This window comes from Enterobacter sp. PI-10, assembly GCF_027947695.1.
GTDB lineage: Bacteria > Pseudomonadota > Gammaproteobacteria > Enterobacterales > Enterobacteriaceae > Enterobacter > Enterobacter vonholyi.
Genome location: NZ_JAJNOG010000008.1, coordinates 40,465 through 53,691 on the forward strand (window position 1 = coordinate 40,465; position 13,227 = coordinate 53,691).

Below are 13,227 nucleotides of genomic sequence, written 5' to 3' on the forward strand. Positions count from 1 at the left end.
TCGGTTTTTTTGTGGCTATACTTATTCCAGCACGTTCTTACATTTCAGAAAGGGAGGACACATGACGACCCAGGCGCTTCAGGACCACATCCTTTTTCAGACCGGCTATCTGGTCAACGGAATCTGGAAAACGCTGGATACGACCTTCGATGTGTTTAACCCCGCTACCGGGGAAGTCATCGCGAAAGTTGCCAAAGCGGGTAAATCACAAACCGAAGAGGCTATCGCAGCGGCTACCAAAGCCTTCCCGGCATGGCGTGCCAAAACCGCGAAAGAACGCTCGGCGATTCTCTACCGCTGGTATGAATTGATTATTGAGAATAAAAGCTGGCTCGGGCGGTTAATGACCACCGAACAGGGCAAACCCCTGAAAGAAGCGGAGGGCGAAGTGGAGTACGCCGCCAGCTTTATCCAGTGGTTTGCCGAAGAGGCTAAACGCGCGAACGGTGAAATTATTCCACCGATCAAACCCGGCTCGCGCATTCTGGCGACCCGTGAACCTGTAGGCGTGGTCGCGGCGATAACGCCGTGGAACTTCCCGATGGCCATGCTTACCCGCAAGTTAGGCCCGGCGCTGGCGGCAGGATGTACCGGGGTAATTAAACCGGCCAATAACACGCCGCTCAGCGCCTTTGCGCTGCTTACATTGGCTAAACAGGCGGGTGTGCCCGATGGCGTTCTCAACGCCGTTGCCGGGAATACGCATGAAATCAGCGATGCGATTATGGCAAGTCGCGACGTGCGTAAGATCTCCTTTACCGGCTCAACCTCCGTCGGCAAAACGCTGGTGCGTAACGCAGCCGAAACCATGAAGAAAGTCTCGATGGAGCTGGGCGGAAATGCCCCGTATATCGTTTTTGAGGATGCGGACATCGACGCAGCGGTTAAGGGCGCGATCGCCAACAAGTTTCGCAATGCCGGGCAGGTCTGCGTCAGCGTGAACCGTTTTTATATTCAGGAAACCGTCTACGACAAATTTGTGAATAAACTTGCCGATGCCGTGAAGGCGCTGAAGGTGGGTAACGGTCTTGAGGAGGGGGTGGTCGTCGGGCCGCTGATTGAACCTTCTGCGGTGAACAAAGTGCGTGAGCATGTCGACGACGCCGTTGCCCGGGGCGCAACCGTACTGGCAGGAGGTAAGCCCCATCCGCTTGGCGGGAATTTCTGGATGCCAACCGTATTGGGCGACTGCCATGAAGGCATGAAGCTGGCAGAAGAAGAGACGTTTGGCCCGGTGGCGGCGTGCTTTCGTTTCACCTCGGAGGATGAGGTCATCCAGCGCGCCAACAATACGCCTTATGGGCTGGCGGCTTACTTTTATACCCAGAATCTCTCACGGGTCTTCCGCGTTTCACAGGCCATCGAGAGCGGGATGATTGGCATTAACGAGTGCGCCGTCTCCACGGAGCTCGGGCCTTTTGGCGGAGTAAAAGAGTCAGGTCTTGGACGAGAAGGCTCCGTGCTGGGACTGGAAGAGTATCTGGAAGTTAAAACCCTGCATATTGGGGGATTATAATAGACAGGGCGGCAGCTGCCGCTCGCCTGGACTGGGTGGCTGGCAATGAAAACCTATACGTTTGATTTTGACGAGATCGACAGTCAGGAAGACTTCTATCGGGAATTTATCCGGATGTTTGATCTTGAAAGGGAAAGCGTGACGAATCTGGATACGCTTTGGGACGTGGTCACCGGCAGTCTGTTGCCGCTCCCGCTGGAGATTGAGTTTATCCATTTGCCCGATAAGCTGCGAAGACGTTTTGGCGCGCTGATATTGCTGTTCGATGAAGCGGAAGAAGAGCTTGAAGGGCAGTTGCGCTTTAACGCGCGGCACTGAATGAAAAAAGCCCCTGACCATGAGGCCAGGGGCAAGTCGTATGATGAGATACGACGAGGGTTTATTTATACAGTTCTGCAGTTGCATGCCAGTGGTCACCCTGATTCAGTTCGGTGACGCGATAGCTGCTGGCGCCTGCTTTTTCAGCTTTGGCGGCCAGTTCGTGACGGATATCCATCGGTGAGCCAGTGACAGACGTCACGGAGACGCTGCCCATACGCTGTAGATTTTGTGCCTGGTCGGCATTCACCTGCTGTACGGCTGCACTTGCGCCGAAAGAGATAACGGATGCCAGACCGAGGGTTGCGATGATCAATTTGGTTTTCATAGTCTTTACTCCTGAATAGGGTTTTTACTCAACGGCGAGAAGGGTTGAACCGCTATTTTTATGCCTGGTGCCGTTGAGTGGAGATTTACGTTTTCAGCTATTACTAAAACTTATTTGTAGAGCTCAGCGGTGGCGTGCCAGTGGTCGCCAGAACGCGCTTCGATGATGCGATAGGATGATGCACCCTGTTCTTCCGCTTTTTTGTTCAGCATCTCATGCATGTCCATTGGCGATGTGCCGACCGCGCCGACAGAAACCGTACCGATGGCCTGACGGGATTGCGCCTGGTCAGCATTAATAGAGTCAGCCGCGAAAGCACCGAATGACAGGACAGACAGGACGCTCAGAGCCGCTACAGTTGATTTGATTTTCATGATTCTTACCTCGTCGAATTTTTTAGTGGGGTCTTGTTTCGTGACCCTCATCACAAAATCAAGTATACACTAATAACGGAAAAAATTAATACCAGACTAATGGTTTCTATTGTTATTACGTGTTAACCAGTCCTTTTTTTATAACCAAATTGCATAATATTGGGTGTTTTTTACACGTTTTTGTTGGTGATAGCTAATGAAATCATATGGATATCAACTTTTGATTTTTTGTGCGATTCTTTGATTTAGTATTCACCATGTGAATGTTAATGAGTGGTAAAAAGCACTATTTGTCAAAATGAAGGGCAGTAGAAAAGAGGGGAGAACGCAGCGGAAGCAGAACGATCCCCGCAGCGGCGCTACGGGGAGAGGGGATTAGAGTTCCTGTTCGAACAGAACCAGAATCGCTTCGTGGAGATCTTTCACGGAAAAACCGCTAGCCGGTGTGGTAAAGATGGTGTCATCGCCGGCGATAGTCCCGAGGATACCCTCCGTTTTACCCAGCGAGTCCAGCATGCGGGCAATCAGCTGTGCGGCGCCGGGGCTTGTGTGGATCACCACTACGGCGTCGTTATGATCGATATCCAGAACCAGATTTTTGAGCGGGCTGGAGGTGGTCGGCACGCCAAGTTCTGCTGGCAGGCAATAGACCATCTCCATCTTGGCGTTACGGGTACGCACCGCGCCAAATTTCGTTAACATGCGGGAGACTTTCGACTGATTGATGTTATCGAAGCCTTGTTCCTGCAGCGCCTGAACAATTTCTCCCTGAGAACTGAATTTCTCTTCTTTAAGTAGCGCTTTAAACGCCTTAACTAATTCTTCTTGCTTAGACGAGCTTCGCATAAGTCACCCGGAATATGACGATAGAAACAACATTATTATGCATGTGGATGAATTTTTATGCAAATTATCTACTCAGCGCCAGGCTGAAATAATGTTATGAAAGGGAGTGATTTTATCAGATTTCGTTATCAGAAAACATGCCTGGGTCACGCCGCGCAAATAAGCTTAAAAGTAAATTAAATGTTATCAAAATGATGTTGTTTTGGTGGCGGGGCAGGGTGTATTGTAACCACCTCTTAATGCGTTGCCCTCTGTCGTCAGATAGTTTTCTGGTGAGAGATAAAGTCGCGTGACCTCAAATTCTTTAGCTACGAAAATTGTAATTATTTACTTGCTGAATTATGGTCGCCGCAACGGATTTACAGATACTTAAGTTAACCATAATAAGGAGTTTAGGATGAAAGTCGCAGTCCTCGGCGCTGCTGGTGGTATCGGCCAGGCGCTTGCCCTACTACTGAAAACCCAACTGCCTTCAGGCTCAGAACTCTCCCTGTACGATATTGCTCCGGTAACCCCAGGCGTGGCGGTTGACCTGAGCCACATCCCAACTGCTGTAAAAATCAAAGGCTTCTCCGGTGAAGATGCACGTCCTGCACTGCAGGGTGCCGACGTGGTGCTGATTTCTGCAGGCGTGGCGCGTAAGCCGGGCATGGATCGTTCAGACCTGTTCAACGTCAACGCGGGCATCGTGAAAAACCTGGTGCAGCAGATTGCAGAAATCTGCCCGAAAGCATGCATCGGTATCATCACTAACCCGGTGAACACCACCGTTGCTATCGCGGCAGAAGTGCTGAAGAAAGCAGGTGTTTACGACAAAAACAAACTGTTCGGCGTAACCACGCTGGATATCATCCGTTCTAACACCTTTGTTGCTGAGCTGAAAGGCAAACAGCCAACAGAAGTGGAAGTTCCGGTCATCGGCGGTCACTCTGGCGTTACCATCCTGCCTCTGCTGTCGCAGATCCCTGGCGTGAGCTTCACCGAGCAGGAAGTGGCTGACCTGACTAAACGCATCCAGAACGCGGGCACCGAAGTGGTGGAAGCGAAGGCGGGTGGCGGTTCTGCAACCCTGTCTATGGGCCAGGCGGCTGCACGTTTCGGTCTGTCACTGGTTCGCGCTCTGCAGGGCGAGAAAGGCGTTGTTGAATGCGCTTACGTTGAAGGCGATGGCGAACACGCTCGCTTCTTCTCTCAGCCGCTGCTGCTGGGTAAAAACGGTATCGAAGAGCGTAAATCCATTGGTACCCTGAGCGCGTTTGAACAACACGCGATGGAAGGCATGCTGGATACGCTGAAGAAAGATATCACCCTGGGCGAAGAGTTCGTTAACAAGTAATACGAACCGTCTCCCGGCAAAAAACGGAGCTTATCGCTCCGTTTTTTTATGCCTGTCAGTTTGTTGCCGGGTATTCCTGAATCGTTACGTGCAGCGTCAGTTTCTTATCGTTGCGCATGACCTCAACAGGGATGATAGAACCCGGGCGAATTTCTGCCACCTGATCCATCGTCTCCAGCGCAGAGACCGCCGGCGTGCCGTTGACCGACACAATCACATCGTTTACCTGAATCCCCGCGTTGGCCGCCGGACCACCCGGCGCCACCTCGTTAACCACGATGCCCTGGATCTGATCGATACCGCCGCCCTGGGTATGCATCGGCGCAATTTCGCGTCCGCCGATACCGATATAGCCGCGGATCACGCGTCCGTCGCGGATCAATTTATCCATAATTTTGGTCGCCAGCTGGAACGGAATGGCAAAGCCGATCCCTTCAGGCGTCTCACCGTCGTTGCTCTTGTCGAACGAGAGGGTGTTGATGCCCATCAGTTCGCCCAGCGAGTTGACCAGCGCACCGCCGGAGTTACCGTGGTTGATGGAGGCATCGGTTTGCAGGAAATTCTGCCGTCCGGATGGGTTGAGGCCGATACGACCGGTCGCGCTGATAATCCCCTGGGTGATGGTCTGGCCCAGGTTGTAAGGGTTACCAATCGCCAGGACGACATCACCAATATGCGGGGTACGTTTACGGTTGATCGGGATGACCGGCAAACCGCCCGTGGCGTTAATCTTCAGGACGGCCAGATCGGTCAGGCTGTCAGACCCAACGAGTAATGCCTCAAACACGCGGCCATCCTGCAGGGCGACGATGATCTGGTCGGCGTCATTTATCACGTGCTTGTTAGTAATAATGTAGCCGCGCTCGTCCATGATCACGCCGGAGCCGAGGGTGCGGATCTCCAGCTGGTTGTGGGCTGAGCTATTCAGGCCACGGTTATAGACGTTAACTACGGCGGGGGCGGCTCGGCGGACGGCCTGGTTATAGGTGGCCGGCGTTTCATCCGTGCTATCAAACTGGGGAGCAGACAGTTTATTGAACTGACGTAAAGACGGCAGCGCCAGCAGCAGCAGGCCAGCGACAATCAAACCGATGACAATAGAACGTAAGAGCTTTGAAAGCATGATGCGCGTTTCGTTAAAAAAGGAACGATTTGCAGCATAACATGAGTTATCCGGACATCACATGCAGCGGTGATGTCCGGATCGCAAATGCTTAGCGCAACAGAATATAGATGGACTCATTGCCACGCATGACCTGCAGGGCAATAACCGCCGGTTTGCTTTCCAGCACTTTGCGCAGTTCGGCAATAGACTGCACGCGATTGCGGTTTACACCGATGATCACGTCATCCTGATGCAATCCGGCCTGCGCGGCAGGGCTGCTCTTCTCGACGGTGTCGATGCTAATGCCTTTCGTACCGTCTTTCAGCTGCCCGTCGCTCAACGTAGCCCCTTGCAGCGCCGGGGCAATAAGCTCCGCGCTGGCCGAGGAAGAGGTGCTCTTATCCAGCGTCACTTCAACGTCAAGCGGCTTACCGTCACGTATCAGGCCCAGCTTCACTTTGGCGCCTGGTTCGGTTGTGGCAATCCGCGAACGCAGTTCTGCAAAGCTGTTCAGCGGTTTGTCGTTCAGGCTGACGATCACATCCCCCGATTTCACGCCCGCTTTTGCGGAACCGGAGTTTGGCAGCACTTCACTGACAAACGCCCCGCGCTGTACATTGATGTTGAACGCTTTTGCGATATCAGCGCTCATCTCCATACCTTTAATCCCCAGCAGCCCGCGTTTGATTTCACCGAACTGGATCAGCTGCTGCGCCAGGGTTTTGGCCATATTGCTGGGGATAGCAAAACCGATCCCGATGCTGCCGCCGCCCGGGGCCAGAATCGCCGTGTTAATCCCAATCAGCTCGCCGCTAAGGTTGAGCAATGCCCCGCCGGAGTTTCCACGGTTGATTGAGGCATCGGTCTGGATAAAGTTTTCCAGCCCCTCCAGATTCAGGCCGCTACGCCCCAGCGCGGAGACGATCCCAGAGGTGGCGGTTTGACCTAAGCCAAAGGGGTTGCCCACGGCGACGGCAAAGTCGCCGACGCGCAGTTTGTCAGAATCCGCGATGGCAATCTGGGTCAGATTGCTCGGGTTTTGCACCTGCAGCAGCGCGATGTCGCTCTGGTCATCGCCGCCAATCAGTTTGGCATCAAATTCGCGGCCATCGTTTAGCTGGACGCTTATTTTATCGGCCTGGCTGATGACGTGGTTGTTAGTCAGAATATAGCCTTTAGCTGCATCAATAATGACGCCAGAGCCCAGGCCTTCAAAAGGCTGCGCCTGCTGGTCGGGAGACTCATCGCCAAAATATTTTTTCAGTTCTTCAGGGACGCGTTGGCTTTGTACCGCCGTGCCTTCAACCTGAACGCTGACGACCGCAGGCAACACTTTTTCCAGCATGGGCGCGAGGCTTGGAATGGCCGCCTGGCCAGGCACCTGGGAGGGGAGAGCAGCGAATACAGGGACGGACGCCGAGAGAGATAACCCGACACTTAACGCGATAGCGCTCAACAGCTGGTTTTTTTTCTTCATCGATGTTGACTCTCGTAACCTGGAATAAAGGAAAAACGGCCCCAAAAACACGTTGATGTTATTGAATTTTAAACCGCTGAACAATGAGGTGTTTAACTAAATGATAGCTGGGGTCATGAAGAAAGGACGGGCGCAATCGCTGCGCCCGTAAAATAAATTCAGGTTGTGTGCTTAATCGCGTTTTACACCACCGCGCAGCAGGCCGGACGCGCCATCGGAATAGTCGCGAGGCATCTGAACGGGCGCCTGATCGTTACCGGCCTCAGAGTCAGCCAGACGGTTGCGGAATGGGTTAGTTTCAGCGGTCATTTCCGGCAGCAGGCTGCTGGAGCTTTTTGCCATATGTTGATAAAGCTGACGATAGTCGGTCGCCATGTTGTCCAGCAGCTCGGCGCTGCGGGCAAAATGGCTGACCAGCTCTTCACGATACTCTTCCAGCTCGGCTTTGTTCTTTTCCAGTTCGTACTGCAGTGACTGCTGCTGACGCAATTTGCGATTACCGAAACGCATGGCCACAGCACCGATGACGATGCCGACGACTAAACCGATTAGCGCATATTCCCAGGTCATGAACTTCTCCCGTTGTCTTGTTGTTCCGTAGGGTGTTGGCTCGGCTCCTGCCTGTGCCTGATAATGCCACTATAACCGCTATTTCTGCAGAAGTGGAATCCTGACGTATCATCGCGTAGTGTAGAACGGCCTTTTTTTCATCAGTCACGTCTGCTGGTGAGCGTTAATTGAAGGAATAACAATAAGATTATGCAAAACCTGTCCCCTGCATCGCGATATCAACTGGCCCTTAGCGAGGGCACTCATCAGCCCGATGACGTTCAACGTGAGGCGGTAAACCGTCTGGAGATGATTTACCAGGAGCTCACGGCAAAACCCGCTGAAACCGAACAGAATGGCGGGCTAAAGGCGGCGTTTGGGCGGTTGCTCGGTAAAAAAGCGCCACAGGCTCACGCGCCGGCGCGCGGTTTATACATGTGGGGCGGGGTCGGTCGCGGAAAAACCTGGCTGATGGACATGTTCTACCAGAGCCTGCCAGGTACACGTAAACAGCGTCTGCACTTCCATCGTTTTATGCTGCGGGTGCATGAAGAGCTGACCGCACTGCAGGGTAAAAGCGATCCGCTGGAGATTGTGGCCGACCGGTTCAAGGTGGAAACGGACGTACTCTGCTTCGATGAGTTTTTTGTGTCTGACATCACCGATGCCATGCTGTTAGGCGGCCTGATGAAGGCGCTATTTGCCCGCGGGATTACGCTGGTGGCCACGTCGAATATCCCGCCGGACGATCTGTACCGCAACGGCCTGCAGCGGGCACGCTTCCTGCCTGCCATTGACGCTATCAAACAGCATTGTGACATTATGAACGTCGATGCCGGTGTCGATTATCGTCTGCGCACGCTGACCCAGGCGCACCTGTGGCTTTCGCCGCTAAATGCCGATACCACCCGCGAGATGGATAAACTTTGGCTGGCGCTGGCTGGAGCAAAACGCGAGCACGCCCCGGAACTCGAGATTAACCATCGCCCGCTCCCCACCCTTGGCGTCGAAAACCAAACGCTGGCGGTCTCCTTTACGACGCTTTGCGTGGATGCCCGTAGCCAGCACGACTACATTGCGCTTTCACGTCTGTTCCACACCGTGATGGTGCTGGATGTGCCGGTGATGACGCGGCTGATGGAGAGCGAGGCGCGACGCTTCATTGCGCTGGTGGACGAGTTTTATGAGCGCCACGTCAAGCTGGTGGTCAGCGCCGAGGTACCTTTATATGAGATTTACCAGGGAGAGCGGCTGAAGTTTGAGTTCCAGCGCTGCCTGTCTCGCCTGCAGGAGATGCAGAGCGAGGAGTACCTGAAGCTGGAGCATATGCCGTAATAAATACCACCCTCTCCCTGAGAAGGGATCCTTGTAGGCCGGGTAAGGCGCAGCCGCCACCCGGCATTTTCCGTGGCCCCGAAAAACCCATTCCAAATCACATTTAAGGGTCGATCTTTGACCTCAACTTCTCTATAATCTTGCGACCCCACGTTACGAGAAGGTTTTTTTCCCGAAACTTTCTATGTGTCGGCATGTGCTATTCGAAGGGGTAGGTTTGCCGGACTTTGTCGTGTGAACCTCAACTGACTAAACGTTTGGGTGTTCACCAACGTGTAACTTATTATTTGGGTAAGCTTTTAATGAAAACTTTTACAGCTAAACCAGAAACCGTACAGCGCGACTGGTATGTTGTTGACGCGACCGGTAAAACTCTGGGCCGTCTGGCTACTGAACTGGCTCGTCGCCTGCGCGGTAAGCATAAAGCGGAATACACTCCGCACGTTGATACCGGTGATTACATCATCGTTCTGAACGCTGATAAAGTTGCTGTAACCGGCAACAAGCGTACTGACAAAATGTACTACCACCACACCGGCCACATCGGTGGTATCAAAGAAGCGACCTTTGAAGAGATGATTGCCCGCCGTCCTGAGCGTGTGATTGAAATCGCGGTTAAAGGCATGCTGCCAAAAGGCCCGCTGGGTCGTGCTATGTTCCGTAAACTGAAAGTTTACGCAGGCAACGAGCACAACCACGCGGCACAGCAACCGCAAGTTCTTGACATCTAATCGGGATTATAGGCAATGGCTGAAAATCAATACTACGGCACTGGTCGCCGCAAAAGTTCCGCAGCTCGCGTTTTCATCAAACCGGGCAGTGGTAAAATCGTAATCAACCAGCGTTCTCTGGAACAATACTTCGGTCGCGAAACTGCCCGCATGGTAGTTCGCCAGCCGCTGGAACTGGTTGACATGGTAGAAAAACTGGATCTGTACATCACCGTTAAAGGTGGTGGTATCTCCGGTCAGGCAGGTGCGATCCGTCACGGTATCACCCGCGCTCTGATGGAGTACGACGAATCCCTGCGTTCTGAACTGCGTAAAGCTGGCTTCGTTACTCGTGACGCGCGTCAGGTTGAACGTAAGAAAGTGGGTCTGCGTAAAGCACGTCGTCGTCCACAGTTCTCCAAACGTTAATCCATTCTGCTTACGCAGAACGATTGGCGAAAAACCCGCTTCGGCGGGTTTTTTTATGGATAATGCGCAGGTTATCCACAATATCCATGCATATATCTTCTCTTTTTCCACATTTCCAGAATCCCCTCACCACAAAGCCATCAAAATCTGGTAAACTATCATCCAATTTTCTGCCCAAATATCGGTGAATACTCGATTTTTGTTCGATTCTTGAACAATGTGTTTTCTCTGGGATGGGCGATACAACATCTGGCTGGCCCCTGTTGGGCTGGTAGCAGTAAAAATTCTGAATATACCTGGAGGTTTTCATGGCTGTCGCTGCCAACAAACGTTCGGTAATGACGCTGTTTTCTGGTCCTACTGACATTTATAGCCATCAGGTTCGTATCGTGCTGGCCGAGAAGGGTGTCAGTTTTGAGATCGAGCATGTGGAAAAGGATAACCCGCCTCAGGATCTGATCGATCTCAACCCGAGCCAAAGCGTACCGACGCTGGTGGATCGCGAGCTGACCCTGTGGGAATCCCGTATCATTATGGAATATCTGGATGAGCGTTTCCCGCATCCGCCGCTGATGCCTGTTTACCCTGTCGCGCGTGGTGAAAGCCGCCTGTACATGCAGCGTATCGAAAAAGACTGGTACTCGCTGATGAACGTGATTACCAGCGGTTCCGCTTCTGAAGCTGACGCTGCGCGTAAGCAACTGCGTGAAGAGCTGCTGGCAATCGCCCCGGTGTTTGGTCAGAAACCGTTCTTCCTGAGCGATGAGTTCAGCCTGGTGGATTGCTACCTGGCACCGCTGCTGTGGCGTCTGCCGACCCTGGGCGTAGAGTTCAGCGGTCCTGGCGCGAAAGAGCTGAAGGGCTACATGACTCGCGTCTTTGAGCGCGACTCTTTCCTGGCATCCTTAACTGAACCGGAACGTGAAATGCGTCTCGGCCGAGGCTAATGACTGTGGAAATGTCACAACTTACCCCACGCCGTCCTTATCTGCTGCGCGCCTTCTATGAATGGCTGCTGGATAACCAGCTCACGCCGCACCTGGTTGTGGATGTGACGTTGCCGGGCGTGCTGGTTCCAATGGAATACGCACGTGACGGGCAGATCGTACTGAACATCGCCCCGCGCGCGGTGGGTAACCTGGAGCTGGCGAACGATGAAGTGCGCTTCAACGCGCGTTTCGGCGGCGTGCCGCGTCAGGTTTCCGTTCCGCTGGCCGCTGTGCTGGCAATTTACGCGCGTGAAAACGGTGCGGGAACTATGTTCGAGCCGGAAGCGGCGTATGATGAAGAGGTTGCCAGCCTGAATGATGACAACGCATCCGATGAGCGCGAAAGCGACACGGTGATGTCACTTATCGATGGTGATAAACCCGATCATCACGATGACAATGACCCTGATGACGATCCGCCTCCGCGCGGTGGTCGTCCGGCACTTCGCGTCGTGAAATAAAAAAACAGGCCCAATCGGGCCTGTTTTTTTACACTTCCAGGTAGTTCAGTATACCGTCAGCCGCCTTGCGGCCTTCGGCAATCGCCGTCACCACCAGGTCTGAACCGCGAACGATATCGCCACCGGCGAAGATTTTCGGGTTGCTGGTCTGGAATGCGTTGTCGCTGCCTTCTGGCGCAATCACGCGGCCCTGCGAATCCAACTCAACGCTGTGCTTCGCCAGCCACTCCATGCTGTGAGGGCGGAAACCAAACGCCATCACCACGGCATCGGCCGGGATCACGTGTTCAGAACCGGCGACGATCTCGGCGCGACGACGGCCTTTCGCATCCGGTGCGCCCATCTCGGTACGCGCCATCTTCACGCCGCTCACTTTGCCGTTGGCATTCACTTCAATACCCAGAGGCTGGATGTTGAACTGGAACTCCACGCCCTCTTCACGCGCGTTTTTCACTTCGCGCTTAGAGCCCGGCATGTTCTCTTCGTCACGACGGTAGGCGCAGATCACGTGTGCCGCATTCTGACGAATGGAGGTACGCACGCAGTCCATCGCGGTATCACCGCCGCCCAGCACCACCACGCGTTTGCCTTCCATGCTGACGAACGGCTCATCGGCGGTTTCGCCGTAGCCCATGATCTGCTTGGTGTTGGCAATCAGGAACGGCAGCGCGTCGTACACGCCTGGCGCGTCTTCGTTTTCCAGACCGCCGCGCATGGACTGATAGGTGCCCACGCCCAGGAATACGGCGTCGTAATCCTTCAGCAGGTCGTCGAGCTGCACGTCGCGGCCCACTTCCACGTTCAGTTTGAACTCAATGCCCATGCCGGTGAAGATTTCCCGGCGACGGGTCATGACCTCTTTTTCCAGCTTGAAGGCCGGGATACCGAAGGTCAGCAGACCGCCGATTTCCGGATGACGGTCAAAGACCACCGCCTTCACGCCGTTGCGGGTCAGTACGTCCGCACAGGCCAGGCCCGCCGGGCCCGCGCCGATGATCGCCACGCGCTTGTCGGTTTGCTTCACGCCGGTCATGTCCGGACGCCAGCCCATCTCGAACGCTTTATCGTTGATATAACGCTCAATGTTGCCGATGGTCACCGCACCGAACTCGTCGTTCAACGTACAGGAGCCTTCGCACAGACGGTCCTGAGGACACACGCGGCCGCACACTTCCGGCAGGGTATTGGTCTGGTGAGACAGCTCGGCGGCTTCAAAAATACGTCCTTCGTTGGCCAGCTTCAGCCAGTTAGGGATGTAGTTGTGTACCGGACATTTCCATTCGCAGTAAGGGTTACCGCAGGACAGGCAGCGGTCTGCCTGTGCTTTGGCCTGGCCTTCTGAAAACGGCTCGTAGATTTCAACAAATTCAATTTTGCGGATCTTCAGCGGTTTCTTTGGCGGATCAACACGCTGCAGGTCGATAAACTGGTATACGTTCTGGCTCATCTGAATT

15 protein-coding genes are annotated in these 13,227 nt (G+C 53.8%); 8 read left to right on the top strand and 7 right to left on the bottom strand.

Annotation, left to right across the window (positions count from 1 at the left end):
* Window positions 1–61: 61 nt before the first annotated feature.
* The gene (locus LRM19_RS16515; RefSeq protein WP_271369471.1) at window positions 62–1,516 is read left to right on the top strand and encodes an NAD-dependent succinate-semialdehyde dehydrogenase; all 1,455 of its coding nucleotides are present in this window, start codon (window positions 62–64) and stop codon (window positions 1,514–1,516) included.
* Between the two features lie 45 nt (window positions 1,517–1,561).
* Window positions 1,562–1,834: a barstar family protein gene (locus LRM19_RS16520; RefSeq protein WP_090418892.1), complete on the top strand. Its 273-nt coding sequence runs from the start codon at window positions 1,562–1,564 to the stop codon at window positions 1,832–1,834.
* Between the two features lie 61 nt (window positions 1,835–1,895).
* Here LRM19_RS16520 and yhcN (LRM19_RS16525) read toward each other — a convergent pair whose 3' ends face one another.
* The 3 genes from yhcN (LRM19_RS16525) to argR form a co-directional block, all read right to left on the bottom strand.
* The gene (gene yhcN, locus LRM19_RS16525) at window positions 1,896–2,162 is read right to left on the bottom strand and encodes a peroxide/acid stress response protein YhcN (protein ID WP_133295219.1); all 267 of its coding nucleotides are present in this window, start codon (window positions 2,160–2,162) and stop codon (window positions 1,896–1,898) included.
* 110 nt (window positions 2,163–2,272) lie between these two features.
* Window positions 2,273–2,536: a peroxide/acid stress response protein YhcN gene (gene yhcN / locus LRM19_RS16530; protein WP_023309389.1), complete on the bottom strand. Its 264-nt coding sequence runs from the start codon at window positions 2,534–2,536 to the stop codon at window positions 2,273–2,275.
* Between the two features lie 375 nt (window positions 2,537–2,911).
* The gene (argR, locus tag LRM19_RS16535; protein WP_023309388.1) at window positions 2,912–3,382 is read right to left on the bottom strand and encodes a transcriptional regulator ArgR; all 471 of its coding nucleotides are present in this window, start codon (window positions 3,380–3,382) and stop codon (window positions 2,912–2,914) included.
* Window positions 3,383–3,779: 397 nt separating this feature from the next.
* Here argR and mdh point away from each other — a divergent pair, with 397 nt between their 5' ends.
* On the top strand, window positions 3,780–4,718 hold the full coding sequence (mdh, locus tag LRM19_RS16540; protein WP_023309387.1) for a malate dehydrogenase: 939 nt from the start codon (window positions 3,780–3,782) through the stop codon (window positions 4,716–4,718).
* A gap of 55 nt (window positions 4,719–4,773) precedes the next feature.
* Here the strand turns inward: mdh and degS are convergent, their stop codons facing one another.
* The 3 genes from degS to zapG all read right to left on the bottom strand — a co-directional run bounded on the left by degS (window position 4,774) and on the right by zapG (window position 7,870).
* Window positions 4,774–5,841 carry an outer membrane-stress sensor serine endopeptidase DegS gene (degS, locus tag LRM19_RS16545; RefSeq protein ID WP_111964987.1) on the bottom strand — a complete coding sequence of 356 codons (1,068 nt, stop codon included), beginning with the start codon at window positions 5,839–5,841 and terminating at the stop codon, window positions 4,774–4,776.
* A gap of 91 nt (window positions 5,842–5,932) precedes the next feature.
* Window positions 5,933–7,300, bottom strand: coding sequence for a serine endoprotease DegQ (gene degQ / locus LRM19_RS16550; RefSeq protein ID WP_115876365.1), 1,368 nt, complete (start codon window positions 7,298–7,300; stop codon window positions 5,933–5,935).
* A gap of 171 nt (window positions 7,301–7,471) precedes the next feature.
* Window positions 7,472–7,870: a Z-ring associated protein ZapG gene (gene zapG, locus LRM19_RS16555; protein WP_008502832.1), complete on the bottom strand. Its 399-nt coding sequence runs from the start codon at window positions 7,868–7,870 to the stop codon at window positions 7,472–7,474.
* Between the two features lie 189 nt (window positions 7,871–8,059).
* Between zapG and zapE the strand changes: the two genes are divergently transcribed.
* The 5 genes from zapE (at window position 8,060) to sspB (ending at window position 11,773) form a co-directional block, all read left to right on the top strand.
* Entirely contained in the window at window positions 8,060–9,184 is a 1,125-nt protein-coding gene (gene zapE, locus LRM19_RS16560) for a cell division protein ZapE (RefSeq protein ID WP_271369472.1), read from the top strand.
* Between the two features lie 302 nt (window positions 9,185–9,486).
* Window positions 9,487–9,915 carry a 50S ribosomal protein L13 gene (gene rplM / locus LRM19_RS16565; RefSeq protein WP_003860434.1) on the top strand — a complete coding sequence of 143 codons (429 nt, stop codon included), beginning with the start codon at window positions 9,487–9,489 and terminating at the stop codon, window positions 9,913–9,915.
* A gap of 15 nt (window positions 9,916–9,930) precedes the next feature.
* Window positions 9,931–10,323, top strand: a complete 393-nt coding sequence (gene rpsI, locus LRM19_RS16570; RefSeq protein WP_003860436.1) for a 30S ribosomal protein S9 — start codon at window positions 9,931–9,933, stop codon at window positions 10,321–10,323.
* Window positions 10,324–10,631: 308 nt separating this feature from the next.
* On the top strand, window positions 10,632–11,270 hold the full coding sequence (sspA, locus tag LRM19_RS16575; RefSeq protein ID WP_014885418.1) for a stringent starvation protein SspA: 639 nt from the start codon (window positions 10,632–10,634) through the stop codon (window positions 11,268–11,270).
* Window positions 11,271–11,275: 5 nt separating this feature from the next.
* A complete protein-coding gene (gene sspB, locus LRM19_RS16580; RefSeq protein WP_045355426.1) occupies window positions 11,276–11,773 on the top strand; it encodes a ClpXP protease specificity-enhancing factor in 498 nt (165 codons plus the stop codon).
* A gap of 28 nt (window positions 11,774–11,801) precedes the next feature.
* On the opposite strand, the gene gltD is transcribed toward sspB, so the two are convergent.
* Window positions 11,802–13,220, bottom strand: coding sequence for a glutamate synthase subunit GltD (gltD, locus tag LRM19_RS16585; protein ID WP_023309377.1), 1,419 nt, complete (start codon window positions 13,218–13,220; stop codon window positions 11,802–11,804).
* Window positions 13,221–13,227: the final 7 nt, after the last annotated feature.